The organism is Labrys neptuniae (assembly GCF_040797145.1).
Classification (GTDB): Bacteria; Pseudomonadota; Alphaproteobacteria; order Rhizobiales; family Labraceae; genus Labrys; species Labrys neptuniae.
Window position 1 is genome coordinate 196,811 of the sequence record NZ_JBFNQD010000004.1, and the last position, 24,557, is coordinate 221,367.

The 24,557-nt window shown below is 64.2% G+C and carries 25 protein-coding genes; 11 read left to right on the forward strand and 14 right to left on the reverse strand.

What is annotated here, in order from left to right:
* Window positions 1-326: 326 nt before the first annotated feature.
* On the reverse strand, window positions 327-557 hold the full coding sequence (locus ABXS05_RS14860; protein WP_311944564.1) for a hypothetical protein: 231 nt from the start codon (window positions 555-557) through the stop codon (window positions 327-329).
* On the opposite strand from ABXS05_RS14860, the gene ABXS05_RS14865 reads away from it, so the two are divergent.
* Complete coding sequence (locus ABXS05_RS14865; protein ID WP_311944563.1) at window positions 550-924, forward strand: hypothetical protein; 375 nt, start codon at window positions 550-552, stop codon at window positions 922-924. The two genes, ABXS05_RS14860 and ABXS05_RS14865, sit on opposite strands and share 8 nt — an antisense overlap.
* A gap of 24 nt (window positions 925-948) precedes the next feature.
* Here the strand turns inward: ABXS05_RS14865 and ABXS05_RS14870 are convergent, their stop codons facing one another.
* The 3 genes from ABXS05_RS14870 to ABXS05_RS14880 all read right to left on the reverse strand — a co-directional run bounded on the left by ABXS05_RS14870 (window position 949) and on the right by ABXS05_RS14880 (window position 3,816).
* A complete protein-coding gene (locus tag ABXS05_RS14870; protein ID WP_367624447.1) occupies window positions 949-2,043 on the reverse strand; it encodes a hypothetical protein in 1,095 nt (364 codons plus the stop codon).
* Window positions 2,044-2,274: 231 nt separating this feature from the next.
* Entirely contained in the window at window positions 2,275-2,484 is a 210-nt protein-coding gene (locus tag ABXS05_RS14875; RefSeq protein WP_367624448.1) for a cold-shock protein, read from the reverse strand.
* Between the two features lie 387 nt (window positions 2,485-2,871).
* The gene (locus ABXS05_RS14880) at window positions 2,872-3,816 is read right to left on the reverse strand and encodes an AraC family transcriptional regulator (protein ID WP_311944560.1); all 945 of its coding nucleotides are present in this window, start codon (window positions 3,814-3,816) and stop codon (window positions 2,872-2,874) included.
* Between the two features lie 99 nt (window positions 3,817-3,915).
* Between ABXS05_RS14880 and ABXS05_RS14885 the strand changes: the two genes are divergently transcribed.
* The 4 genes from ABXS05_RS14885 to ABXS05_RS14900 all read left to right on the forward strand — a co-directional run bounded on the left by ABXS05_RS14885 (window position 3,916) and on the right by ABXS05_RS14900 (window position 8,345).
* On the forward strand, window positions 3,916-4,659 hold the full coding sequence (locus ABXS05_RS14885; RefSeq protein ID WP_367624449.1) for an SDR family oxidoreductase: 744 nt from the start codon (window positions 3,916-3,918) through the stop codon (window positions 4,657-4,659).
* 302 nt (window positions 4,660-4,961) lie between these two features.
* Window positions 4,962-5,960: an HlyD family secretion protein gene (locus ABXS05_RS14890; RefSeq protein WP_367624450.1), complete on the forward strand. Its 999-nt coding sequence runs from the start codon at window positions 4,962-4,964 to the stop codon at window positions 5,958-5,960.
* A gap of 1 nt (window position 5,961) precedes the next feature.
* Complete coding sequence (locus ABXS05_RS14895; RefSeq protein ID WP_367624451.1) at window positions 5,962-7,182, forward strand: ABC transporter permease; 1,221 nt, start codon at window positions 5,962-5,964, stop codon at window positions 7,180-7,182.
* On the forward strand, window positions 7,179-8,345 hold the full coding sequence (locus tag ABXS05_RS14900; protein ID WP_311944555.1) for an ABC transporter permease: 1,167 nt from the start codon (window positions 7,179-7,181) through the stop codon (window positions 8,343-8,345). Before ABXS05_RS14895 ends, ABXS05_RS14900 begins: the two co-directional genes overlap by 4 nt.
* A gap of 6 nt (window positions 8,346-8,351) precedes the next feature.
* Here the strand turns inward: ABXS05_RS14900 and ABXS05_RS14905 are convergent, their stop codons facing one another.
* The 3 genes from ABXS05_RS14905 to ABXS05_RS14915 form a co-directional block, all read right to left on the reverse strand.
* Complete coding sequence (locus ABXS05_RS14905; protein ID WP_311944554.1) at window positions 8,352-9,077, reverse strand: haloacid dehalogenase type II; 726 nt, start codon at window positions 9,075-9,077, stop codon at window positions 8,352-8,354.
* Window positions 9,078-9,199: 122 nt separating this feature from the next.
* Window positions 9,200-10,273 (reverse strand): tartrate dehydrogenase, encoded by a 1,074-nt coding sequence (locus tag ABXS05_RS14910; protein WP_311944553.1) that lies wholly within the window; start codon window positions 10,271-10,273, stop codon window positions 9,200-9,202.
* Between the two features lie 28 nt (window positions 10,274-10,301).
* Entirely contained in the window at window positions 10,302-11,615 is a 1,314-nt protein-coding gene (locus tag ABXS05_RS14915) for an MFS transporter (RefSeq protein WP_437178666.1), read from the reverse strand.
* 126 nt (window positions 11,616-11,741) lie between these two features.
* Here ABXS05_RS14915 and ABXS05_RS14920 point away from each other — a divergent pair, with 126 nt between their 5' ends.
* Window positions 11,742-12,656 carry a LysR family transcriptional regulator gene (locus ABXS05_RS14920; RefSeq protein ID WP_367624453.1) on the forward strand — a complete coding sequence of 305 codons (915 nt, stop codon included), beginning with the start codon at window positions 11,742-11,744 and terminating at the stop codon, window positions 12,654-12,656.
* 110 nt (window positions 12,657-12,766) lie between these two features.
* On the opposite strand, the gene ABXS05_RS14925 is transcribed toward ABXS05_RS14920, so the two are convergent.
* A complete protein-coding gene (locus ABXS05_RS14925; RefSeq protein ID WP_367624454.1) occupies window positions 12,767-13,669 on the reverse strand; it encodes a LysR family transcriptional regulator in 903 nt (300 codons plus the stop codon).
* A 152-nt stretch (window positions 13,670-13,821) separates the two neighbouring features.
* Between ABXS05_RS14925 and ABXS05_RS14930 the strand changes: the two genes are divergently transcribed.
* The gene (locus ABXS05_RS14930) at window positions 13,822-14,670 is read left to right on the forward strand and encodes an alpha/beta fold hydrolase (RefSeq protein ID WP_367624455.1); all 849 of its coding nucleotides are present in this window, start codon (window positions 13,822-13,824) and stop codon (window positions 14,668-14,670) included.
* Between the two features lie 99 nt (window positions 14,671-14,769).
* On the opposite strand, the gene pcaF is transcribed toward ABXS05_RS14930, so the two are convergent.
* The 3 genes from pcaF to ABXS05_RS14945 are packed head-to-tail and all read right to left on the reverse strand — an operon-like array spanning window position 14,770 to window position 17,372.
* Window positions 14,770-15,969, reverse strand: a complete 1,200-nt coding sequence (gene pcaF / locus ABXS05_RS14935) for a 3-oxoadipyl-CoA thiolase (protein WP_367624456.1) — start codon at window positions 15,967-15,969, stop codon at window positions 14,770-14,772.
* A 1-nt stretch (window position 15,970) separates the two neighbouring features.
* On the reverse strand, window positions 15,971-16,639 hold the full coding sequence (locus ABXS05_RS14940; protein ID WP_187829337.1) for a 3-oxoacid CoA-transferase subunit B: 669 nt from the start codon (window positions 16,637-16,639) through the stop codon (window positions 15,971-15,973).
* Between the two features lies 1 nt (window position 16,640).
* Window positions 16,641-17,372 carry a 3-oxoacid CoA-transferase subunit A gene (locus ABXS05_RS14945; protein ID WP_367624457.1) on the reverse strand — a complete coding sequence of 244 codons (732 nt, stop codon included), beginning with the start codon at window positions 17,370-17,372 and terminating at the stop codon, window positions 16,641-16,643.
* 121 nt (window positions 17,373-17,493) lie between these two features.
* Here ABXS05_RS14945 and ABXS05_RS14950 point away from each other — a divergent pair, with 121 nt between their 5' ends.
* The gene (locus ABXS05_RS14950; protein ID WP_311944541.1) at window positions 17,494-18,252 is read left to right on the forward strand and encodes an IclR family transcriptional regulator domain-containing protein; all 759 of its coding nucleotides are present in this window, start codon (window positions 17,494-17,496) and stop codon (window positions 18,250-18,252) included.
* A 15-nt stretch (window positions 18,253-18,267) separates the two neighbouring features.
* Here ABXS05_RS14950 and ABXS05_RS14955 read toward each other — a convergent pair whose 3' ends face one another.
* The 3 genes from ABXS05_RS14955 to pdxR form a co-directional block, all read right to left on the reverse strand.
* On the reverse strand, window positions 18,268-18,990 hold the full coding sequence (locus ABXS05_RS14955; RefSeq protein WP_367624458.1) for a metallophosphoesterase family protein: 723 nt from the start codon (window positions 18,988-18,990) through the stop codon (window positions 18,268-18,270).
* Window positions 18,983-19,816, reverse strand: coding sequence for a nucleotidyltransferase family protein (locus ABXS05_RS14960; RefSeq protein WP_367624459.1), 834 nt, complete (start codon window positions 19,814-19,816; stop codon window positions 18,983-18,985). Before ABXS05_RS14960 ends, ABXS05_RS14955 begins: the two co-directional genes overlap by 8 nt.
* Before the next feature lie 138 nt (window positions 19,817-19,954).
* On the reverse strand, window positions 19,955-21,439 hold the full coding sequence (gene pdxR / locus ABXS05_RS14965) for a MocR-like pyridoxine biosynthesis transcription factor PdxR (protein WP_367624460.1): 1,485 nt from the start codon (window positions 21,437-21,439) through the stop codon (window positions 19,955-19,957).
* Window positions 21,440-21,672: 233 nt separating this feature from the next.
* Between pdxR and tauA the strand changes: the two genes are divergently transcribed.
* From tauA to ABXS05_RS14980, 3 genes are all read left to right on the forward strand, one after another.
* Entirely contained in the window at window positions 21,673-22,683 is a 1,011-nt protein-coding gene (gene tauA, locus ABXS05_RS14970) for a taurine ABC transporter substrate-binding protein (protein ID WP_437178667.1), read from the forward strand.
* A gap of 105 nt (window positions 22,684-22,788) precedes the next feature.
* Window positions 22,789-23,595: a taurine ABC transporter ATP-binding protein gene (locus ABXS05_RS14975; RefSeq protein WP_367624462.1), complete on the forward strand. Its 807-nt coding sequence runs from the start codon at window positions 22,789-22,791 to the stop codon at window positions 23,593-23,595.
* The gene (locus ABXS05_RS14980; protein ID WP_367624463.1) at window positions 23,588-24,415 is read left to right on the forward strand and encodes an ABC transporter permease subunit; all 828 of its coding nucleotides are present in this window, start codon (window positions 23,588-23,590) and stop codon (window positions 24,413-24,415) included. Before ABXS05_RS14975 ends, ABXS05_RS14980 begins: the two co-directional genes overlap by 8 nt.
* Window positions 24,416-24,557: the final 142 nt, after the last annotated feature.

Genomic DNA, 24,557 nt, shown 5'->3' on the forward strand with positions numbered 1-24,557 from the left:
TGGACCCTATTGCCGCGGTGAGTCTGTGACACTCAAGCAAATTTCCACCCATGTAAAGCCATGCTGGGCAAGTCTTTGGGCCTATCCTCAGGCAACACCGATAGTGCTGGCGATTCGACCGGCCCGGCCTTCGACCATCACGTATAAGACTGTCGATATGCTTAAGAAAAAGGCAGTCCCTCTTCTTCCCGGATGCAGGCCGAGGCCATAGGCAGCCAGGCAGGGCACTGGTGGCACCGCTCCGCCGAGCCATCGATTGGCCTCGAGGAGTTCCTTCGGAAACATCACGCAATCCTCGTCTGCCGCAACGAAGACCCAGGCCGGCCTCATAGTTGCCAGGAATAGCCACCGTCATGACGGGCTGACGATTGAACGACTTCAAGAAAGTCGTCAATATCATCCTCCGATCTGGAGAGTTCACCAATGAGGATTGCCTTCGCCTTGTCTTGCGCTGGCCTGATCGCCTGCTTGGGCACCGCCTCGGCCTGGGCCGATGGCGCCAGCTGCAGCGACATCAAGCGCGCATTGGTCTCCGCGAATATGGACTTGATGCGCATCGAGCGAGGACCGCTGCCTGTCGCGCCGGTGCAGGCCGCCTTGGTGATCGGCCAGATGTCTGCCCTCACCCAGCTCACCCAGCTTGCCTGCGACGAGGAGGATGCTCGCCAGATCGCAAAGGTCGTCGGGGTTCGCCTGCGTGGCCTGCAGGCCATGCTGCCGATCGGTTCCGCCCCTGCCGAGTCAGCACAGGCTCCGGAAACCCCTGCCGAAACGGCGGAGAGCGCGGAAACTCCACCGACGCCACCTCCGGCCCCGCCTAGCGAAGCCCGTCGGCAGATCACCCGGAAGCCAGCGAGTGCCGTCGGCTGCCACCGCGTCTATTATACGAGGGACGGCCATCGCTATTGGCGCTGCCAGCGCTGACCGCAGCGGGCCTCGCAGCCGCGCTCATTCGCTGCCTTCGCAGATCGGGGTCGGCCGCGGCGGCGGAGCGGGATGATCGAGCTTGTATTGCGCCAGGACCGGTTCGAGGACTTGTCGCGACCAATATTTGGGGGCGCCGATCTCCCTCAGGCAGGCAGCATTCCAATAGAGGCCGGCCCGGGCAGGCGATTGACCGGCTGCCACCGCGCGCGCGACATTGCTGACGTCGGCGGCTTCGGGATAGATATACAGCGTGGTCGGATAGTCCTTCACCATGGACAAGATCTGCTTCACATCCCCGAGCGACCAGCTGGTGCAGCCATTGCTGCGCCCGCCGGCATAGTCCACCAGCTTTCCAAAGGGAACATAACCGTCCTGGTTCGCATAGGGGCTACTCGGAGCCTTGCGCAGGCACACGCCCTTCAGGGCGACGGCGGCATGGCCCCCGATCGCGCGCTGGCGGGCATTGGCGGTCTCGCCCACGCCATCGAACTGGATGAAGGATCGCAGGAATGCTGCGTCCTGGTTCGCCGCCACGCGATAATAGCCCTTGAAAGAGGTCTTGGTTTCGGCCGTCACATAGGAACCGCCGGTCGTCAGTTCTGAATCCTGCGCATTGCCGAAATGCCTGGCGCAGCGTCGCCCGTTGGAAAAGTCCGCCACGCCTCTCAGATTGCGGCCGCCGCCATGCCCGGCCGAAATGGCCCGGAAGGAATGCTGGGATTCACAGATGATGTAGAAGCGTCCACCCGAACTGCCAGGATCGTTGGGCCGCGTCGCATCCATGGCGAAGTAGCAGGGGTTGCTGACGGCCCCCTGGCTTGCCTTCTGGATATAGAGAGCCCGGGCTCTTTGCAGGACCGGCAAGGCGATCTGTCCCTGCCCCTCGCCGACATAGGTCATCAGCCAGGAGGGAATGCCGGCTGCCAGGGCCCCACTCGATCCGCCGGCGATGGCGGCACCGAAGAACAGGCAGGCGACGCCCACGCCCTTCGCCAGCCTGGATTTCGGCCGCACCGAGCTTGTCGGCCTTCCAAAGCGCGACCCAAAGGCTGCTTCCAGGATCTCCATTCTGCGGGTGCGAGGGGTCGCCTTGAGCATGTGCGCCAACCGAGCCATCGTGAGTTCTTTCCCTCTTTTCGCCGAACCGGCCTGCGAAGAAGGCGCAGCACCAGGCGATGCGAAGACCAGGCGAGCACGGCCGCAATCGGCATGGGGTCAGGCTAGCCTGGAAGCGTTACGTTTCCTTTACTCGCCATGCATGTCGGTGGAGGACGGCAAATTGATGGAGAGCTTGCGTTGCGATGGAGAGCCGCTCTGGCGGCTAAAGGCGGCACCGTGGCGGCGACCTCAGCAGAGCTTCAGAGCGCCCGCTTTCGAGCTGCCCGTCTTACGGTCGATGACGAGTTCGAAACTCACCTTTTGTCCCTCGCGCAACTCGCCAAGGCCCGAGAGCGTCACGGCGGTGATGTGGACGAAGATATCCCGGCTGCCATTATCGGGCGCGATGAAGCCGTATCCCTTGGCAGGATCGAACCATTTGACAGTACCAGTGCTCATGCTGAGCCTCCCCCCAAGAGGCTTCAATCCCGGCTTTCGGCACCCAATGCGGATTCGGAGTTTTGCCAAAGACACCAGGCCACCCCGCAGACGCCATTCGTTCGGATCGCGTAGAATGTCATCGGCGAGCCACCGGCAGGCTATTCCCGGTGGCACAGGCAAATGGCTCGCTGCCTCCGCTCCATTCAGAAAGAGCCCGACGTTTTGAACGCCGGGCAAGGTCGTGTCTTAGGACCTGTCACCCGCCAGCTCCTCCTAAGGCAGGTACTGGCAGTATCTCGATTTTCGCACGATCTCGTGATTTCGCCGTGACAAAATGCCTCCGGGACAACGGGGCTCAAGCACGATGGCGCAACAGGGCAATACGGCATTGCATGTGCATCGTCGTCAGGCCGCCGGGAAGGCTTCCTCGGAGCTCGTGCTTTCACGCTTCCCTTGATACTTTCGGGCGTAATGAGCAGGTGGCAGGCCGACATGCCGGCTGAAGGCAACGCTGAACGTACTCGCCGAGCTATAGCCCACCCGCTCGGCAATCTCGGCGATACCGCCCTCTCCATTCCGCAACTGGCGCTTGGCCAGTGCCATGCGCCAGGACAGCAGATACTCCATCGGCGAGACACCGACCACATGCCTGAACCTTTCGAAGAAAGCCGAACGGGACAGGGCTGCCGCCTGTGCAAGAAGCGCCACTGTCCACGGACGGGCCGGATCTGCGTGCATATGCCGGATCGCAGGCGCGAGGCGCCCGTCGGCAAGGCCGCACAGGAGTCCGGGAGAGGCTGTGGTGCGGGCTGTCGACCGTAGAGCCTCGATGAGAAGGACTTCCAGCAGGCGTGCCAAGACGACCTCACGCGCCGGTCGCAGCCCGCGTGATTCCTCGCCGACGAGTTTCACCAGGGTTGCGAGCCGGCTTTCGCCGCGCACATGGACGAGTTGCGGCAGCAGTGAAACCAGCAAGGCCGCATCCGGCGAAGCGAAGTGGCAGTAGCCGACCAGCAGCACGACGTCAGGCGGCCCGTCGGGAAGGCCGAGCCGGAATTCATTGTCACCGAGGGAAATCGGTGTGCTGTCGGCGACATTCGAGGCCATCGGAGCCAGGCTCGACATGGCGAAACCATAGGCCGCGGGGATCAGCGCAAAATCGCCGACCTGCAACGCGATCGGCTCCTGTCCATCGGCTGCGAGGCGGCATACTCCCTCGAGGACCGCACAGTAGAACGGCCGGCCGGCCTCGGTACGGCGCACGCGCCACGGCCCCGCCGCACCGACGATTTTCGAAAACCGGGCCTCCGGCTGGAGCAGCGTGACGATTTCAGCAAGCGGATCAGTCAAATTCGGACTTCTGCAAATGAAATATGGATTTCTCATTGTAGCAAGTCCGAGCCTCGCGATCTAGCTTTCCGGCTCCGCCAACCCTTTTGTGGAAGCCTTATGAAAACCATCCTGATTACCGGATGCTCATCCGGATTCGGCCTCGAAACGGCCCGCTATTTCCTCGACCGTGGCTGGAAGGTCATCGCCACGATGCGCATGCCGCGCGAGGAGATCCTGCCACGCTCCGAGCATATGCGCCTGCTGGCCCTCGACGTCACCGATCCCCACAGCATCGGCCAGGCCGTGGAAACCGCGGGGCCGGTCGATGTCCTGGTCAACAATGCCGGTATCGGCGTGCTGAACGCCCTTGAAGGCACTTCGATGGATGACATTCGCGAGGTCTTCGAGACCAACACACTCGGCACCATCGCGATGACACAGGCCCTGCTGCCCCAGTTTCGACAGCGCCGGGCCGGTGTCATCGTGAATGTCACCTCAAGCGTCACCTACAGGCCCTTTCCGCTGCTAGCCGTCTATAGCGCCAGCAAGGCGGCGGTGAATGCCTTCTCGGAATCGCTGGCGCTCGAGCTTGCTCCCTTCGACGTACGCGTTCGCCTGGTGTTGCCCGGACGTGCACCGGAAACCCGCTTTGGCGAGAATGCGCGAACTCGCATGCAGGACGGCATCCCCGATGCCTATGCCGAGCTGGCGCAGAACGTCTTTGCCGAATGGGGAAAGGCAACCGCAACGACGAAGGCACGGGACGTCGCGGAAGCGGTATGGCACGCCGCGAACGACCCGTCCTGCCCTCCACGTATCGCCGCCGGCGCCGATGCCTTGGCGCTGGCGGGAACGAGCTGAAGCGCGGCAACGCTCGCCCATCGCTTTTTTTCCGGCAGCGACGGTGAGTTCTCCTTGGTATCAGGTCTCAGTCTACCGCTTTCGGCGAGGCAGAACAGGAAGGTAATATTCTGCTTCAAATTGATAGAATACCGATAGTGTGACTGCTAACGAAACGTCATCTGCCTGGAATAGACAAGACAGAAGGCATTTTTTACGTCCAGGCACTGATCGGGCTTGATCAATTCTGCGACTGGGCCGTAGATCGGTCTTGGGAATGAACGTGATTTCCAAGCGATTCACCTGGTTGCGGGGGATGTTTCGTGGCGACTGACTCCAAGGGACGTGCAGTTTTTCGGTCGATCATCGGCGCTGGCGCTCTCGTCGCGCTGGGAGCGGTACTTTGGTTCGCCACACGCCCTCCCCCGCTGGTGGTGCAGGGTGAAGTCACGGCCAACCGGGTCGATATCAGTTCCCGGGTGGCCGGCCGCATCGCCAAGCTGGCCGTCGATGTTGGGGATAATGTCAAGCAAGGCGATGTGATCGCCCAGCTTGAGAGCCCCCAGCTCGATACCGGCCTGCTGGCGGCGAGGGCGGCCTTCAACGTCGCCAAGGCCGATTTCGAACGCGTCAACAGCACGCGGGCCGAGACGATAGACGCGCGCCGGGCGGACCTCGCTGCGGCGAAGGCCGACGTCGTGCTCTACCAGGAAGTCTCCAATCGCCAGGCCGCGCTAGTCAGGAGCGGCAACACACCCCAGCAGCGGGTCGATGAGGCCACGCGCAATCTCGAGGCCGCGACCCGCAAGCAGGAAGCGGCCGAGGCCCAGTTGCGGCTGGCGGAAAAGGGCGCGAGCGACGAGGAGAAGGCCCTGTCGGCCGCCCAGGTCAAGCAGGCCGAAGCCAGCCTCGGCCAGCGCGAGGCCGATGTGGCGGAGATGACCATCAAGGCCCCGATCTCCGGACAGGTGACCACGCGGGTCGCCGAACTCGGCGAGAATTTCAGTGCCGGCGCACCCATCTATTCACTCATCGACCTCGACGAGCCCTGGTTCACCTTCAATTTGCGCGAGGACCTACTGGCCGGGCTCAAGGTCGGCGACAAGTTCGAGGTCACCATTCCTGCATTGGGTGCCAAGACGCTGACCGTCCATGTCACCACCATCAACGTACAGGGCCAGTTCGCGACATGGCGGGCCACCCGGGCCACCGGAGACTTCGACCTGCGCACCTTCGAAGTCCGGGCCAAGCCGGTCGATCGCGTGGAGGGATTGCGCCCGGGCATGAGCGTCATCGCGGCCTGGAACCGGCAAGGCCATTGAGATGACCGGTATTGGCCGCATCAGAGCCGGCTTCTGGCTGGTGTTCTGCCGGGAGTTCGCCTGGCTGCGCCGCCGCCCCTTCCTGCTGTGCCTGACCACGATCATACCCTTGATCCTGATCGGCGTGCTGTCGGTGACCTTCAGCGCAGGCCTGGTGACCCGCCTGCCGATCGCGGTGCTCGATCTCGACGGCAGCGAGTTGTCGCGCCAGGTCATCCGCACCGTCGATGCCACGCCCGACACGGCGATCGGCATGCGCGTCGCCGATCTCGGCGAAGGCAAGCGGGCCATCCAGTCCGGCCAGATCTATGGCCTGTTGATGCTGCCCAAGAATCTGGAGCGCGATGTCTTTGCCGGGCGCCAGCCTCAGGTGGTGTTCTTCTACAACAATCAGCTGATGACCCCCGGCGGCCTTGCCTCGCGCGGCGTCAACAACGCCGTGCCGGCGGTCGAGGGGGCCGTGCGCATCTCGCTGCGGACCAGCCGGGGCACGCTCGCAGCGGCGGCGCAGCAGGCGATCACGCCGATCCCCGTGCAGACGCAGGCCCTGTTCAATCCCACCCTGAACTACGCCCATTTCCTGCTCGCCTGCATCATGCCGGCCGTGCTGCAGATCGTGATCGTGCTGTCCTCGGTCTATGCCGTCGGCCTCGATACGCAAACGCGCCATCGCCTGCGCATCCTGCGCCGGCTGGGCAAGGGGCTATGGCCGGCCCTGGCCGGCAAGATGCTGCCCTACACGCTGATTTTCCTCGGCGTGCTCGGCCTTGGTGACGCCGTCCTGTTCGGCCTCCTCGGCTTGCCGCTACGCGGCAATCCCTTCCTGCTGCTGGCGGCCGGCACGCTCTATATCCTGGCCTGCCAGTTCTACGGCCTGGTGCTGACCTTGTTCATCAAGCCCGTCGCCTCCGCCCTCAGCCTGGCAACGCTGATCGTTTCTCCCGCCTTCGGCTATATGGGGATCGGCTTCCCCCGCCTGGGCATGAACGCCTTCGCCTATTGGTGGAGCGCCGGACTGCCGGGCACCTGGTACCTGACCGCCCGCATCGACCAGACGTTGCGGGGCACGCCGCCGGATCTGTCGCTGCATCCCATTGCGATCCTGCTCGCCTTCGTCATCGGCCTGGCGCTGCTGTCCGGCCTCAAGCTGGAGCTGATGGGCCGGCATACCCAGGCTGAAAAGCGGGCCGCCTTGGCAGCGCGGGCGGAGGCGCGGGCATGAGCGGCATCCTCAAGACCTTCAGGCACGAGCTGGGACGCATCTTCGCGCTCAAGGCGATCTTCTCGACCCTGTTCGTCGCCGCCCTGATCTATGCGGTCTATTATCCCCAGCCCTATCGCAACGAGGCGCTGCGCGACGTGCCGATCGCGGTGGTGGACCTCGACGGCACCACGGCCAGCCGCGAACTGGCGCGGCGGCTCGATGCCTCCTCGGACGTCGCGGTGGCGATGGCCCTGCCCAACCTCGCCACCGCCGAGCGCGAAGTCTTCAAGCGCACGCTCTCCGGTGCGGTGGTGATCCCGCTCCATTTCGAGCGCGACCTCCTGCATGGCCGCGCCTCGCCGATTTCCCTCTATTCCGACGCCAGCTATTTTCTGATCAACTCGCGCGTCGCCGGCGCCGTCAATACGGTGGCCCGCAGCTATGGCACGGAAGTCGAGACGGCTCGCCTGATCGGGCTGGGCGTCGACCCGGCAGTCGCGGCTTCGGCGACCAGCCCGATGCCGCTCGTCTCCATTCCCCTGTTCAATCCCCAGGGCGGCTATGCGACCTATGTGCTGCCGGGCGCCTTCACCATCATCATGCAGCAGACCCTGCTGATCGCGGTCTGCCTGCTCGCCACCATCGCCGGCATGCCCGGCGTCGCCGGCCAGAGCATCCCCAATGTCGGCGCAACCGCCACGGTCCTGGGCAAGCTCGCCGCCTACCTGGCCGTGGCCGCGCTCCTGGTGCCGTTCTATTTCATCGTGCTTCCCTATTTCTACAACATTCCCCGGCTGGGCGCCCTCGGCACCATCGCGCTTCTCGCCCTGCCCTTCGTGCTGTCGGTCAGCGCGCTCGGCATGGTGATCGGGCTGATGCTGCGCTCGCCTTTGACCGTGCAGCTCACGGCCGCCGCCCTCGGCATGCCGCTCTTCTTTCTCTCGGGCTTTTCCTGGCCGATCGAGGCCGTGCCGCCCGTCCTGCGCGCCGTGGCCCAGCTCATTCCCGGCAGCATGGCCATCACCGGCATGACCCAGGTGGTCGAGATGGGCGCCTCGATCGACGATGTCAGGGTGCAGTTCCTCGGCCTGTGGGCGCTCGCCGCCGGCTATACCCTGCTCGCCATCCTGCTCGAATGGCGCCGCCAGCGGCGCCAGGCGGCCCGATCCGCCCTCGCCTGAGCTGTTTCAGGCGCCGAGCCTGTCGGCCAATTCGGTGAAGCTGCCAGCATGGACGTCGAACCAGGGCTCGGGCGAGACATCGGGCCGGGCATCCGGCCCGAACTCCTGCGGCCGCGCCACGAAGGCGGTCCGCATGCCGAAAGCCCTGGCGGCCTTGAGGTCGTATTTGTGGCAGGCGACCATCATGATCTGGTCGGGCCGATAGCCGAGATAGTCGACGGCGAGCTGATAGACGGCCGGAGCCGGCTTGTAGCTGCGGGCGAGTTCCGCGGTGAGCACCGCGTCGAACGGCAGGCCGGCATGCCTGACCACGGCGACCACCGCCGCCATGCCGGCATTCGACAGGGTCGAGGTCACGTATTTGCGTCCGAGCCGGTCGAGCCCCGCCACGCTGTCGGGCCAGGCATCGAGCTTCGTCCAGACCGTGTTGAGTTCGTCCCGCTCCGCGATCGAAAAACGCCCCGACAAGGCATGGCGCTCCAGCAGGACATCGAGCGCCTGGCGATAGATCGCGTCCACCCGGATCCACGGTCGCTGCCCGGCAATGACCTCGTCGAGCGTGCGGCGATAGAGATCGCGCCATTCGGCCGACAAACGCGCCCAATCCACCGCGATGCCCTTGGCGCGGTTGAGCGCCTCACCCATGCGCATGATAGGCCGGTAGAAATCGACGCAGGTTCCCTGCACGTCGAAGGTCAGCGTCTTCACGCCTTCAAGAGCCTCCGCAGCCACGGCACCCCTCCTGCCTAGACCCATTGCAAACACCGTCGCACCCGCGGCGGCACCGGCCAGGATATTCCGGCGATTCATTCGAGTCGAAAGCCCCGGCAATGTCATGATCATCACCCGGTCATTCAGGCGTTGGACGAATGGATCGCGTCAATCACGGCGTCGGTGACGTCCTTGGTGGTGGCGGTGCCACCGACGTCGGGCGTCAGGATGCCTGATCCCGTCACCCTTTCCACCGCCCGCATCAGCCTGGCGGAGGCTTCCGCCTCGCCGAGATGGTCGAGCATCTGGGCGGCCGTCCAGAAGGTCGCAACGGGATTGGCGATGCCCTTGCCGGTGATGTCGAAGGCCGAGCCGTGGATCGGCTCGAACATCGAGGGGAAACGCCGCTCGGGATCGATGTTGCCCGTGGGCGCCACGCCCAGGCTGCCGGCAAGCGCTCCGGCAAGATCGGAAAGAATGTCGGCATGGAGATTGGTGGCGACGATGGTATCGAGGCTCCGGGGATTGAGCGTCATGCGTACCGTCATGGCGTCGACCAGCATCTTGTCCCAGGTCACGTCCGGAAATTCCTCGGCGACCTCGGCGGCAATCTCGTCCCACATCACCATGCCGTGGCGCTGCGCGTTCGACTTGGTGACGACAGTCAGGAACTTGCGCGGCCGCGATCGGGCCAGCCTGAAGGCATAGCGCATGATGCGGGTGACGCCGACGCGGGTGAAGATCGCCACCTCCGTGCCGACCTCCTCGGGAAGCCCCCGGTGGGCGCGGCCGCCATGCCCGGAATATTCGCCTTCCGAGTTCTCGCGCACGATCACCCAGTCGAGATCGCCCGGCCCGCACTGACGCAGGGGCGAGGTGATCCCCGGCAGGATCTTGGTCGGCCGCACATTGGCATATTGGTCGAAGCCCTGGCAGATCGGCAGGCGCAGTCCCCACAGCGTGATGTGGTCGGGGACGTCGGGCGCGCCGACCGCGCCGAAATAGATGGCGTCGAACTTCTTGAGCCTGGACAGCCCGTCGGCCGGCATCATCACGCCGTGCTTCTTGTAATAGTCTGAACCCCAGTCGAAATTCTCGATATTGAACTTCAGGCCGCCGTCGCGCCTTTCGAGGGCGGCCAGCACCGTGGTGCCGGCTGCGATGACTTCGGGGCCGATGCCATCGGCGGGAATGGCTGCGATCGAATATTCGCGCATCTTGTGTGCTCCGTGGGAAAAGAGAAGATCAGGGGTGCTGGCCGGCGGCATTGGTGTTGGCCGTATCCGGTGTGTTGGCGGCCGAACGGGCGAGGACCAGGGTCAGCACGGCCGACAGCACCAGAAGTCCGGCGACGAAATAGAGCCCGCCGGCAAAGCCGCCCGTGACGTCCTTGATCCAGCCGATCATCGAGGGACCGACGAAGCCGCCGAGATTGCCGATGGAGTTGATCGTGGCGATGCCCGCTGCCGCAGCCGGGCCGGACAGGAACAGGGTCGGCATGCTCCACAGCGGCGGCTTCGAGCAGCTGATGCCGATATTGACCAGCGTCAGGGCGATCAGGACTGTGACGACCCCGCCGGCACCGGACGCGAAGGCAAGGCCACCCGCCGCCAGCAGGCAGGCGAAGACGACATGCCAGGTACGCTCGCCGGTCTGGTCGGAATGACGAGCCCAGATCACCATGGCTATGACGGCCATCACGGCGGGAATGGCATTGAGGAAGCCGACCTGCAGCGAGGTCAGGCCGAACTCCTTGATGATCTGGGGCGCCCAGATGCCAAGCGTATACAAGCCGGCTGAAGTGCCGAAATAGACCAGGGCAAGGGCGAGGACGCGGATATCGGCAAGGCCGGCCCAGATGCTGTGATGGGCCTTGGCGCCCTTGGCCTTCTGCTCGTCCGCCATGGTTGCGACCAGCCAGGCGCGCTCCTCCTCCGTCAGCCATTTCGCCTTTTCGGGGCGATCGGTGAGATAGAACAGCACGACGACGCCGAAGACCAGCGCCGGCGCGGCTTCGATCAGGAACATCCACTGCCATCCGGCCAGGCCCATCAGTCCGTGCATTTCCATGAGCGCTCCGGAGATCGGCGAGCCCAGAGCCGTGGACAGGGGAGCCGCCGCCATGAAGATCGCCGTGACGGCGGCGCGGCGGCGGGCGGGAAACCAGAAGCTCAGATAGAGGATGATGCCCGGAAAGAAGCCGGCTTCGGCGACGCCGAGCAGGAAGCGAAGGATGTAGAAACCCGCCACCCCCTGCACGAAGGCCATCAGGCCGGAAATGAGGCCCCAGGTGATCATCACCCGCGCGATCCAGATGCGCGCGCCGACCTTGTCGAGGATGAGGTTGGAGGGCACCTCGAACAGGAAGTAGCCGAGGAAGAAGATGCCGGCACCCAGGCCGAAAACAGTCGAAGAGAAGCCGAGATCCTTGTTCATTTCCAGCGCGGCAAAGCCGATATTCACGCGATCGAGAAACGCAATGAAGTAAAGCAGCATGATGAAGGGCACGATGCGCCATGAAATCTTGCGCAGGACACGACTTTCCAGCTCGCTTGCCACGACAATCTCCTCCCATTTTTTTGCAAGGCGCATCTGCTGCGCTTGTCCATCGTTTTCCCGCGGAGGAGGCCTGGACTTCAATGTTCCCAAGATTATATAATTATTTTATATAATTAGGAGGAGATCGTGGAGCTCGGCCAACTCCGGTGTTTCGTCGTGGTGGCAGAGGCGCTGCATTTCGGCCGGGCCGCGCAGAAGCTCGGCATGCTGCCGGCCTCACTGGGCCGGCATATCCGGCTCCTGGAGGAATCGCTGGGTACGCAATTGCTGCTGCGCACAACGCGCAATGTCAGCTTGACCAGCGAGGGCGCGACGCTCCTGCCCCAGGCACGCCAGCTCCTCGCCCAGTCCGACGACATCGTGACCCGTTTCAGGGCAATGGGCGTGAGCCCGGCCAAACCGCTGCGGATCGGCGCAATCGACAGCGCTGCCGCTGGCCTGTTGCCGATGCTGCTCCAGGACCTTCGAGCCGTTCATCCGGAGATGGCAACCCAGCTCATCGAGGACAAGACCATCCGACTCCTGCCCCGCTTGCTGTCCGGAGGCATCGATCTCGCCTTCATCCGGCCCCCGGAGGTGATCGACCCTCACATCAAGACCGTCCGGCTGTTTCACGAGACCGCGGTGGTGGCGATGTCGGTCCAGCACCGCCTGGCGGGGCGGAACCATGTCACCATCCATGAACTCGAGGACGAGCCACTCATCGTGCCGGAACGGCGATCCCGTCCCCACAGCCACGACCTCACCATCAAGCTGTTCACCGAAGCGGGACTTCAGGCCAGGGTCGCGCAGTTGGCGGATGAGAAGCAGACCATCGTCAATCTCGTGGCAGCCCGGATCGGCATCGCCATCGTGCCGCAATGGACCGCCCGCCTAGCGGTCAGCGGCGTCGCCTTCGTGCCATTGGCCGTCGAACCGGGCACGATGACCAACAAGCTGCCTCTTTCGATCGCCTGGCTCAAGGGCGCGCGCGATCCGGACCGGGACAGGGTCCTGGAGGTCTTGAACCGGAACCTAGCCCGATATGAGGAATCGGCCTGAGGCCTCCTACAATTTGATGGAACCATCAAGAATGGCCGCGGCGTATCGGAAAAGGCGCTGAAGCTGCGGAACGCATGGCCCGGGTATTTTTCCAAGGGGCACAAGCCGTCCTAGCTCGCCCACAAAGCAGGAGCGTGGGTCGCGATATAGTCCCACAGGCGATTGGCGACGGGACCGTGCGGGCGATCGCGTCGCCGCGCGGCGACCAGGTCGGTTTCAACCCCCGGAAAGGCGCTTCCGGCAATGGAAAGAAGGCGTCCATCGCGCAATTCCTGCTCGATCATGAAGCGCGGCAGGTGTCCCCAGGCCATACCACGGATGATGACCTCCTTCTTCATCGCGTGGTCGGCGACCGTGCATTGCGGCGCGCCTTCCATGACGTAGAAGTTCATCTTCGCCGCCGCCCGAGCAGTATCGCGGATGATGCATTGGGTGAGGCCACGCATTTGATCGAGCGAGATCCGGCGTGTAGGCGCGAACGGCAAAAACCCCGGGGCAACCACCGGCACGAATGATACCGGGCCCAGATCGATCCATTCCAGGCGCGGATCACCTTTCTCGATCCAATGCAGGATCACATCGGCCTCGTCCTCCAAAAGCCGTTCCGCCGGGCCACCGATCGTCTCGAAATGCAGATCCAGCCGTGTCTGCGGACATTGCGAGAAGAAGCCGCCCAGCAGCTGCAGGCCTTCATGCAAGGGGCAGGTGTCGCCGAGTATGACACGCAGATGCGTCTCCTCGCCCATGGCGAGTTGGCGGGCATGCACACGCAGTGCCTCCATCTCGCCGAGCAGGGACCGGGCCTTGCGATGGAACGAGCGGCCTGCCTCGGTCAGGGAGACGCGATAGCCGCTGCGGTCGAGCAGCAGGACACCGAGATTGGCCTCAAGCTTGGCAATCGCCGCAAATATCGCCGCATGCGAGCGATTGAGCGCGACGGCCGCAGCCTGAAAGCCGCCTTCGCGGACCACCGCATCGAAGCACTGGATTTCCTGAAGCGTGAATGCATACATTGTCATTTTTTATTACAATGATCGTAATATCTTTTCAATTTTTATCGAAATTGCGCGGCCTTAATTTCTGAACACCCCATCGAGGAGGGCGGATTTCGCCTCCCTGGGCCCGGCAGTGACGCCGGAAAGAACAGGCATGAAAGGTTCACGCTATGACCAACGCCACCGCCCGCCTGCCTATGCAGGATCGCGAACAGCCGGCAGCCCCGTCGTTCTTCACCACCGGGGACGGCGTCAGGATCGCCTACACGACCGACGGCCCGGAAGACCGCCCGGCGCTCATCCTGTCCAATTCCATCGGCACGACCCTGCACATGTGGGATCTGCAGATCCCGCCATTGTCGCAGTATTTCCGGGTCATCTGCTATGATTTCCGCGGTCACGGTGCCTCGGACGTCCCGCCCGGCGCCTATTCCGATGGCCGGCTCGGCCGCGACGTGCTGGAACTGATGGATTGGCTCGGGATCGAGCGCGCGCATTTCCTCGGCCTGTCTCTGGGCGGCTTCGTCGGCCAGTGGCTCGCCATTCATGCCCCGGAGCGCATCGAGCGCCTGATCCTGAGCAACACGGCCGCCCAGCTCGGCCCTGCAGCCTATTTCGACAAGGCCATCGCCGCGGTGCTGGCCGCGCCGGATATGGCGGAGACGGCGGAAACCTTCCTCGGCAACTGGTTTCCGAAGGCCATGATCGCAGCGAATGGGCGAGCCATCCGAACCTTCCGGGAGATGCTGCTGAACACGTCGCGCCAGGGCCTAGCCGGCAACTGGGCAGCCGTACGCGACGCCGACCTGCGCCGCACCATTGCCCTGATCGCCGCCCCCACTCTGGTCATCGCCGGCGAGTTCGACACGGTCACATCCCTCGGCAAGAGCGAGGAGATAGCCGCCACCATTCCCGGGGCTCGGCTGAAGGTGCTGCCCGCCGTCCACCTCAGCAATATCGAGTTTCCGCAGGAATTCGTGGCGGAGGTGCTGTCGTTCCTGCAAGTGGATCCGAGTTGATGGCAATCGCCGTCGCATACGTTGTGGTCACGTCCCTCGTACGGGGCGTGACCGTAAGCAGCGTAGAGAGGGGTGCAGACAGCGATTGGGAGCCGGACCTCAAACGCGCTCAAGCGCGATGGCAATGCCCTGCCCCACCCCGATGCACATGGTCGAGAGCGAGCGCCTGCCACCCTTGCCGGCCAGTTCCAGTGCCGCCGTACCGGTGATGCGCGCGCCGGACATGCCGAGCGGATGGCCGAGAGCGATGGCACCGCCATTCGGGTTCACGCGCGGATCGTCATCGGCAATGCCGAGCTGGCGCAGGGTGGCAAGTCCTTGCGATGCAAAGGCTTCGTTCAGTTCGATCACATCGAAATCGCCCTGCGCCAACCCCAGTCGCGCCATCAGCTTTTGCGACGCGGGCGCCGGACCGATGCCCATGATCCGCGGCGGCACGCCGGCCATCGCACCGCCGAGGACGCGGGCGATCGGCGTCAGGCCATGAGCCTGGGCTGCCGCTTCCGAGGCCAGGATCAGGGCGGCGGCGCCATCATTCACCCCCGAGGCGTTGCCCGCCGTGACCGAGCCGCCCTCGAACAGCGGCTTGAGCCTAGCGAGCGCCTCGGCCGTGGTGGCACGGGGATGTTCGTCGCGCTCCACCATCACGGGACCGCCCTTGCGCTGCGGGATGGTGACTGGCACGATTTCCCGTGCCAACCGCCCGTTGGCCTGCGCGGCCGCCGCCTTTTGCTGCGAGGCCAGCGCCATGGCATCCTGCGCTTCGCGGGTCACGCCGAAATCATCCGCGACGTTCTGTCCGGTCTGCGGCATGGAGTCGGTGCCATAGGCCTTGTGCATCGCCGGATTGATGAAGCGCCAGCCGATGGTGGTGTCGTGGATCTCGGCATGACGCGAAAAGGCACTGTCTGCTTTGGGCATCACGAAGGGCGCGCGCGACATGGATTCCACGCCGCCGGCGATCATCAGACCGGCCTCACCGGCCTTGATGGCGCGGGCTGCGGCGAGGACCGCATCCATGCCCGAGCCGCAAAGCCGGTTGATGGTGGTGCCGGGAACGCCCACCGGAAGTCCCGCCAGAAGGAGCGACATGCGGGCGACATTGCGATTGTCTTCTCCCGCCTGGTTGGCGCAGCCGAAGATCACGTCGTCGACATCCTGCCAGTCCACGCCGGCATTGCGGGCCATCAGCGCCTTCAGCGGCACGGCGCCGAGGTCGTCGGCCCGAACCGGCGCCAGCGCACCGCCGAAACGGCCGATCGGTGTGCGGATATAGTCGCAGATGAAAACCTCGGTCATGTCACAACTCCGGAACGACGAGATCGGCAACCGGACCGGGAACATGCAGCTTTGCTCCCGTCACGGCCTGCAATTCGTCGATGGAAAGGGAGGGCAATTTCTCTCGCAGCACGAACCGACCGCCTTCGATGTCGACGACGGCGAGGCTGGTATAGACCCGGGTGACGCAGCCCACCCCGGTCAGCGGCAGGGTGCAGCGCTCGAGCAGCTTGGGCTGGCCGTCCTTGGTCACGTGATCGGTGATGACGGCCACGCGCTTGGCGCCGTGCACAAGGTCCATGGCACCGCCGACGGCGGGCACGCCCTTCGGGCCGGTGGACCAGTTGGCGAGATCACCCGTCTGGGCGACCTGATAGGCGCCGAGGATCGCCACATCGAGATGGCCGCCGCGCACCATGGCGAAGCTGTCGGCATGATGGAAGAAGGCGGCACCGGGCTTCAGCGTCACCGCCTTCTTGCCCGCATTGATCATGTCCCAGTCTTCCTCGCCCTGCGCCGGGCTCTCGCCAAAATTCAGGATGCCGTTCTCGGTGTGGAAGATCGCCTCGCGCCCGGCGGGCTGATACTGGGCCACCTTCTCGGGCAGGCCGATGCCGAGATTGACATAGGCGCCGTCAGCGATGTCCTGCGCGGCGCGCCATGCAATCTGGTTGCTCGACAATCTGCTCATCTCAGGCCTCCAGCGGATAGGCGGCATTGGCGCGATTCAGGTCTTCTTCCTGATGCGGATGCGGCACTTCGACGATCTTCTGGACGAAGATGCCGGGGGTCACGACGGCCTCCGGATCGATCTCGCCCGCAGCTACGATCCGGCTGGCCTGTACGATGGTCACGGCAGAGGCCATACACATCAGCGGGTTGAAGTTCCGTGCCGCCATCCGATAGGTCAAATTGCCATAGGGATCGGCGAGTTCGGCCTTCACCAGCGCGACATCGGCTTTGAGCCAGCGCTCGCGCACATAGGAGCGCCCCTCGAACTCCTCAACCGGCTTGCCCGCCGCCAGATCGGTGCCGAAGCTGGTCGGCGTATAGAAAGCGGGGATGCCCGCACCGCCGGCGCGGATGCGTTCGGCCAAAGTGCCCTGCGGCACCAGTTCCAGCTCGATCTTGCCGGCAAGGTAGAGGTCGGTGAACACCACCGGGTCGGCCGAGCGTGGGAAGGAGCAGATCAGCTTGCGCACCATGCCCGCTTCGATCAGGGCGGCAAGGCCGACATGCCCGTTGCCGGCATTGTTGTTCACCACCGTCAGGTCCCTGGGGTGCCCCGTGGCCCGATAGCGGTCGATCAGGGCGTGGATCAGCTCGATCGGCGAACCAGCGCCGCCAAAGCCTCCGATCATCACCGTCATTCCGTCCTCGATCTTAGCTACGGCGCTGGCGAGGTTCGCGACTGTCTTGTCCATCTCCATCCATCCATGGTCCGAACGCGGTCTCGAGGCGCAGAATTAAGCGCGATGGTGCATTCCGTAAATCCAATTTGTGCGATATGATGATATTTGTTTACATATCGCACAAGGAACTCCGATGGCCATCAGTGAGCGCGACATCATGGGCGGCCTGGCCAAGGGATTGGCGGTGATCGAGACCTTCACCGCCGAACGCCCGCGCCAGTCCATCTCCGAAGTCTCGGCCGCCTCGGGGCTGGACCGGGCGACGGCGCGGCGCTGCCTGCTGACGCTCGCCCACCAAGGCTATGCCGACTATGACGGCAAGTTCTTCACCCTGACGCCGCGCATCCTGCGGCTCGGCACGGCCTGCCTGGCGACCATGCCCTTGCCGCAGATCGTGCAGCCGATGCTGGACAGGCTATCGGAGGAGATCGGCGAAAGCTCGTCGGTTTCCATTCTCGATGGCAGCGAGATCGTTTATGTCGCCCGTGCCGCGCAGAAGAAGGTGATGTCGGTGGTATTGATGCCGGGCTCGCGTCTGCCGGCCTATTGCACTTCCATGGGTCGGGTACTGCTGGCCGGACTGCCCGAACCGGAAGCCCGCGCCATTCTGGGTACCAACAGGCTGCCGGCCCGCACGTCGCGCACCCTGACCGATCCCGAGGCGGTCATCGCCGAACTGGTACGCGTCAGGGCCCAGGGCTATGCCGCCATCGACCAGGAGGTCGAGGAAGGCTTGCGCTCGGTCGCGGTGCCGCTCCTCAATGCCCGCGGCCGCGTGATCGCGGCGCTGAACACCGGCCTGCCGGCGTCCGGCCCGGTGGCGGATCTGACCGGACGCTATCTGCCGGCCCTGCTGGGCGTGCAGGCGCAACTGAAGCCGATCCTGCGATAGAAGCCGCCGGCGCGCTCAGATCTCGAGCAAGGCGTATGGTCGTCCCGTCGGCTTTTCGATATGGGCCGCCACATTGTAGACGGGCGCACCGCGCGACGTCTTGCCCTGATAGGCCCCGCGATGGGCATGGCCGTGAACGACCGCGCTGACCTCGAAGCGATCGATGGTTTCGGCCAGCCGCGAAGACCCCAGGAAGGGATAGATTTCGAGCGGCTCGCCCTGCACCGTCTCGACGATCGGCGCGTAGTGCAGCACCACCACCGCCCGATCGGCGCGGACCTGCCGCATGGCATTTTCCAGGCGCATCGCCTGATCGATGCCCTCGGCCACCATGGCCTTGATGGCGGGTTCGCCGAACGAACTCAACATGAAGCGGCCGAAGCCACCTGCAAATCCCTTCACGCCGACGAAGCCGACTCCCTCGATCTCGACATGCTGGCCATCGAGCAGGTGTACCTTCGCTGCCTCCAGGATCGCAGCCAGCTTGTCCGCTTCGCCTGCCTCATAGTCGTGATTGCCCAGCACGGCGACCACCGGAATGCTGCAGGCGGCGAGGTCTGCGGCAAGATGTTCGGCCTGTTTCGGCTTGCCGAGATCGGTGAGATCCCCGGCCAGCACCAGCACATCCGCCGCCTCGGAAATCTCCTTGAAGAGATCGCGATAGGAGTCTGCCGGCGTGTCCTTGACATGCAGGTCGGCCAGGGCCGCCACCGTGATGGCCTTTGGCTTGTCATTCATCGCTTCTGCGTCCCTTGGAAGAGCGGCGGTCCCCCTCCCCGCCCACATCGGCAAACCCCCATTCCTTGACGTCGATCTCGAAGTCTATGCGTGAATACATGCGGCCCCGGCAGATCTTCATCTGTGGCGGCGGCAATTGCCGCTGTGCGCCAAGCCGGTCGAGCAGTTCCGTCAGCAGCCAGGCCGGGACGACGTCGCGCTCGGATGGATAGATCCAGCGGAAATTGAGCAGATGCATCAGGAGCACTTCCCAATGCACTTCCATATGCGCGAGCAGGCGCTGCCAGTCGATCTGCGCATGCGTCTTGAGGATGAGATGGACCACGTCGGCCCCATCATAGCGATGACGCATCTGCACGAAACATTTGGACCAGATGAGGTCGGTCGGTCCGACGATGCCGACCTTGCAGTCGTAAAGATGGATCTTGCGCCCCTGTTCGAACCAGTCGTCTCCCACCGGCATCGTGCCGTTGGGCGAGGCGAAAATGACGTCGAAGAACTTCTTGCCCTTGAAAACCTTGCCGAGCCAGCGATCGTCCTCGATCTCGACGGCGTAGTTCTCGGCCTGGAAATAGGCGAGCAGGCGCTGGGCATCGCCCGCCTTGCAGAAGATATCCAGATCCTTGGTCAGGCGGGTGATGCCGGTATAGGCGCTGACGGCAAAGGTGCCGGCCACCAGAAACGGCACATCGCAGGCGCACAGGTCCTGGATGGCCTGTTGTACGAAGCCCTCCGCTTCATCGTCGTGCAGCAAGGGCTCGGCCATGGCCTGCATTAGATGCGGCTGCTTTACCTTGGCTGCCTGTTTCTTGCCGCTTGTCGCCATCCCCACCGCCCTTGCCTGCCGTGACAGGTAGATCGTCCCTGTTGGAACCGATGTTGAGGAACTTGGTTCCGAAGCTGCTCGTCTCACGGGCGCTCGGTCACGTAACAACCTTGGCCGTGACGGGGACTTCGGAAAGGCTCATGACCTCGGTCGCAGCCGGTCCATGCAGTTGCGGGTGAGCGCTACCCCCGGCGCGATGCTGCTGCGGTGGATCGAGGAATAGCCCATGCGAAAGAAGCGGCAGGGACCCTCGTTCCTGGCAAAGAAGGGCGAGCCCGCTTCGATCAGCACGCCATCCTCCTTGAGGTCCGCCATCAACAGGTCGGCATCCAGGCCGTCGGGACCCGCGATCCAGAAGGAGCTGCCGCCGAAGGCAGCGGAACCGGCGATCACCAGCCCCTGCTCCCTGAGTGCCTCCGCCATTACGATGTGGCGTCCGTGATAAGCCCCGCGCATGCGGTGGACGAGGGCATCGTAATGTCCGAGCCCGAGAAAATAGGCGACGGTGCGCTGCAGGTGGCCGGCCGGGTGGCGAAGCATGAGGGCGCGCAAGGCCCTTGCCTCCCGGATGAACGCCGCCGGCGCAACCAGATAGCCGAGCCGCAGGCCCGGGAACAGGGATTTGGAGAAACTGCCGACATAGAGGACCCGTCCGCTGCGATCGAAGGCCTTGAGCGCCGGCGAAGGCGGGGCCAGGAAGCTCATCTCGAACTCGTAGTCGTCCTCGACGATCATGAAATCCTTCCGGGCCGCTGCCTCCAGCAGGGCGACGCGCCGCTCGACGGGCATGGTAGCTCCCGTGGGACAGTGATGGCTCGGCGTCACGAAGACGGCGTCGACCTGCTCGGGCAGCGCCTCGGGCGGCAGCCCCTCCTCGTCGACGTCGATGGCGGTGACGTCGGCCCCGCTCAACTGCAGGGAGGCGCTCATGTCGGGATGGCATGGGTTTTCGCATACTGCCCGGGAGCCTCGGCCCAGCAGGAGCTGAATGACGATCCACAAGGCGTTCTGGGCACCTACGGTCACCAGGATCTCGTCCGGCGCAGCGCGAATGCCGCGGCTGGGCAGCGTCCGAGAACAGATATAGTCGACGAGCCGGGCATCGTCGGCGGCGGCGAAATCGCCGGCCATCAGCTCGAAATCCTCGCGGGCCAGAGCACGCCGCGCGCAGTCGCGCCAGGCATTGAGATCGAACAGGGAGCTGTCCATCTGGCCATAGAGGAAGGGATAGGGATAGCGCCGCCAGTCGAGCGGCTTGCGGATCTGCTTGGCGACGATGAAGCTCGCGCGCAATTTGGCGCTCCAGTCGATCCGCTCCGTCGCGATCGAAGGCGCAGCGATCTCCAGCGTGTTGAAGGGTGGGTTGTCGGCGATGCGATAGGCGCTGCGGCTCGAGGCCTGGATATAGCCCTGCGATGCCAGCTCCTGATAGGCCAGCGTCACCGTGATCCGGGAAATGGTGAGATAGGCGGCGAGCTTGCGCGTCGACGGCAGATGTAGGCCAGGGCGCAGGCGCCCCGCCAGGATGGAGGAGACCACGGTCTCGCGGATCTGGGCCTGGAGCCCGATCCGGCTCGCCTTGTCGACGAAGAAAATCGTCTCCGAAACCGTCGTCTGGCTCATCCTGCCCATCCCTGGCGCGTATTGCGATGTCCTGGAGCGGCGGTGGGTGTGCGGGCACGCCTTGCTCCGGCAAACTGGACTCATTCAACTTGCCAACTGGCTCTAAGGCAACAGGCCAGCGTGATTTATCCCTTAAGCCAATAAGACCGGGTCTGATGGCACCGGTGAAAATCCGGCCAAAACAGCCGGTGGCACCGGGACCCCCGGTTGCCGCAAGCCAAAGGGGAATGATCATGCAACTGATCAAGCGTATGGCTGGCGCCATGACGGTGGCCGCCGGTCTCTTCAGTGCCGCCTTCGCCCATGCCGAAACCAATCTCGTGGTGGGCTACCAGCAGATCGTCGGCCCGTTCGTGACGGCGATCGCCGACGGCCGCTTCGACGCCGCCGCCAAGGAGGCCGGCTACAAGATCGACTGGCGCCAGTTCAGCTCGGCCGGCGACATCACCACCGCGCTGGCCTCGGGCGACGTGCCGATCGGCGTCATCGGCTCCACCGGCACCGCCGCGGCCGCCACCCGCGGGGTCGACCTGCAGCTCTTCTGGATCCTCGACAATATCGGCAAGTCCGAAGCGCTGGTGGCACGAGAGGGTTCCGGCATCACCAAGCCGGAGGACCTGAAGGGCAAGAAGGTCGCCGTTCCCTTCGTCTCGACCTCCCACTTCCATCTTCTGGTCGGCATGAAGCAGGTCTGGAAGCTCGACCCGCGCGAGGTCAACATCCTCAATCTCAAGCCGCCGCAGATCGTGGCCGCCTGGCAGCGCGGCGACATCGATGCCGCCTATGTCTGGCCGCCCGCTTTGTCGGAAATCCTGAAATCGGGCAAGGTGATCGCCGATTCCGAGGGCATCGGCGCCGCCAGCGTACCAACCTTCGACGGCCTGGTGGTCTCAAAGGGCTGGGCGGAGGAAAATCCCAAACTCATGGCGGCCTTCACCAAGGTCCTGGCGCAGGCCTATACCGACTACAACGCCAACAAGGCGGCGTGGACGGCTGACTCCCCGCAGGTCCGCGGCATCGTTAAGCTGATCGGGGGCAACGGCCCCAGCACGGTCGAGGCCCTGAAGCTGCTCTCCTTCCCCAATGCAGCCGAACAGGCTTCGGATACCTGGCTCGGCGGCGGCGCGGTGCGCGCCCTCAATGCGAGCGCAAAGTTCCTGGTCGAGCAGAAACAGATCAGCAAGTCGCTCGACGACTACGCGCCCTATGTGAATGCGAGCTTTGCCCAGAGCGCGGCCAAATAGAGCGCCCGATCGCACACACCGTCGATCGCCCGTGCAACCCCTGCTCCGGGCGGCCGACAGCACATCCAACGCGCCCCGTGACCAAGCTGCCGGGAGGCATTCGTTATGGAAACGCTTAGTGTCAAGAACGTCAGCCTGACATATCCAGGCCTCTATTCGGACCAGGCTGTCATAGCCCTCAAGGGCGTCAATCTCAGCATCAACAGCGGGGATTTCGTCGTTGCCCTCGGTGCATCGGGGTGCGGCAAGACCACATTGCTCAACATCATGGCCGGTTTCATGGCGCCGTCCGATGGCGAGATCTCACTCGGGAACAATCGGATCAGCGGTCCGGGCGCCGACCGTGGCGTGGTGTTCCAGAAACATGCGCTGCTGCCCTGGCTCAACGTGATCGACAACACCGAGTTCGGCCTCAAGCTGCGCGGCGTCGACAAGACCAGGCGGCGGGAGCTCGCCACCAAGAACCTGGCCCTGGTCGGCCTGCAGGACTTCCATCGCCACATGATCTACCACCTGTCGGGCGGCATGCAGCAGCGCGTGGGCATCGCCAGAGCCCTGACTTGCGACCCGGCCATGCTCCTGATGGACGAACCGATGGCGGCGTTGGACGCGCTGACCCGCGAGACCATCCAGGAACTGCTGCTCAAGGTCTGGCAGCTCACAAACAAGATGTTCTTCTTCATCACCCACAGCGTCGAGGAAGCGCTGTTCCTGGGGTCGCGGCTGATCGTGATGTCGCCGCGCCCCGGCCGCATCACCCACACCTACGAACTCGATTTCAATCGCCAGTTCCTCGCGGAGGGTAACGCCCGTGCCATCAAGTCCAGCCCCCAGTTCATCAGGATGCGTGAAGAAGTACTCGGCATCATCTATGGCGACGAGCGCGCCAATCCGGAGGCAGCCCATGCTTGAGGGTGTCCTGAAGGCGCGGCCCGTCCAGCCCGGCAAGATCTTCGGTGCCCCCGGCGACGGCAGCAGCGGCCTGATCAGCCTGGCCACCGCCATCGTCCTGATCGCCCTGTGGTTCCTCGTCACGGAAACCGGCTGGGTCAAGCCCCTGTTCCTGCCATCCCCCCTGGCCGTCTGGGACAAGTTCGTACTGGCGCTCACCGACGGCGTCTCCAACTCGACCCTCGCCGAACACACCATGGCCAGTCTCGGCCGCGTCGTCGGTGCCTTCCTGCTCGCCCTGGTCACCGCCGTGCCGATCGGCATCCTGATGGGTGTCAACCGCTTCGTACGCGGCCTGTTCGATCCGATCATCGAGTTCTACCGGCCACTGCCGCCACTCGCCTATCTGCCGCTGATCATCATCTGGCTCGGCATCGGCGAGTTCCCGAAAGTATTCCTGATCTATCTGGCAATCTTCGCACCGATGGCCATCGCGGCCCGGGCCGGCGTGCGCTCGGTCTCGACCGAACAGATCCATGCCGCCTATGCGATGGGGGGTACCCGCAGCCAGGTCATCAGCCAGGTCATTCTGAAGGCCGCCCTTCCGGAGATCTTCACCGGCATGCGCATCGGCATCGGCGTCGGCTGGACCACGCTCGTCGCGGCCGAAATGGTCGCCGCGAACCGAGGCCTCGGCTTCATGGTGCTCAACGCGGCCGAGAATCTTGAAAGCGACACGGTGATCATGGGCATCTTCATCATCGGCATCTTCGCTTTCGCCTTCGACCTTTTGATCCGCCACCTGGAAAAGGCGCTCATCCCCTGGAAGGGCAAGATCTGACGGCCGCGCAACCGTACTTGAGGGTGCCCACCCTGGGCTGATCGCCCGACGCCGGCGCCGCACCGGACCAACTTGAAAACAAGACCAACGGGCCGCCCCAGCCGGCTCACGGCGAAGCTTTGCCCGAAGGGCCGCCGCGAAA